This window comes from Psychrobacter sp. AOP31-B2-9, assembly GCF_052378005.1.
GTDB lineage: Bacteria > Pseudomonadota > Gammaproteobacteria > Pseudomonadales > Moraxellaceae > Psychrobacter.
This window is the reverse complement of record NZ_JBQSXG010000299.1, coordinates 1-866: the sequence shown is the minus strand read 5'-3', so window position 1 is coordinate 866 and position 866 is coordinate 1. Positions and strand designations below refer to the sequence as shown.

Below are 866 nucleotides of genomic sequence, written 5' to 3'. Positions count from 1 at the left end.
ACAATATGGAGTCGAGCCAATCTGTAGAGTATTACCGATTGCTCCATCCACATACTATCGTGCTAAAGAGCTAGAAGAAAATCCTGAAAAGCGTTCACAGCGTAGCCAGCATGACGACTTCTATCTTAATGAGATTAAACGTATTTGGAAGGACAGCAAATGCCGTTATGGTGCTCGTAAAGTCTGGAAACAGTTGAAATACGAAGGTGTACATCCTGCACGTTGCACTGTAGAGCGGTTAATGCGTCAGCATGGTATGCAGGGTATTTGGCGAGGTAAGGGTAAGGTAACCACTAAGTCTCGTGATGATCAAAAGCGTGCTGATGATTTAGTTAATCGTAACTTTAATGCCCATCGCCCTAACCAGCTATGGGTTGCTGACTTTACTTACGTTAAAACATTGAGTGGTTGGGTCTATACTGCCTTTATCATTGATGTGTTTGCTCGCGCTATCGTTGGTTGGAAAGTATCAAATCGTATGAACACGGATATGGTGATGGCAGCGTTAAATCAAGCCATTGCAAACAGAAATAACCCAAAAGATGTGATTCATCATAGTGATCGCGGCGTTCAGTACTTATCCATTCGCTATACTAATAAGATGGCTGATTCTGGCGTTATTGCATCTGTTGGTACAACCGGTGATTCATACGATAATGCATTGGCTGAAACGGTTAACGGGCTTTATAAAACAGAGGTGATTGAATATTTAAAACAGCAGTGGCAAGGTGTGAGCGATGTTGAATTAGCAACCCTTGAATGGGTCGATTGGTTTAACAAAACTCGCATTCATAGTACGATTGGTTATGTGTCGCCTTTTGAGTTTGAGAGACGATACTATGATAGTCTTACTGAGTCAGACAAAG

Annotated in this window: 1 protein-coding gene; it reads left to right on the top strand. The window is 41.9% G+C overall.

Features of this window, described 5'->3' with window-relative positions; all coding sequences use genetic code 11:
- Positions 1-866, top strand: an 866-nt coding sequence (locus tag ACT3SX_RS15315; RefSeq protein ID WP_444761849.1) for an IS3 family transposase, incomplete at both ends; no start/stop codon positions are given.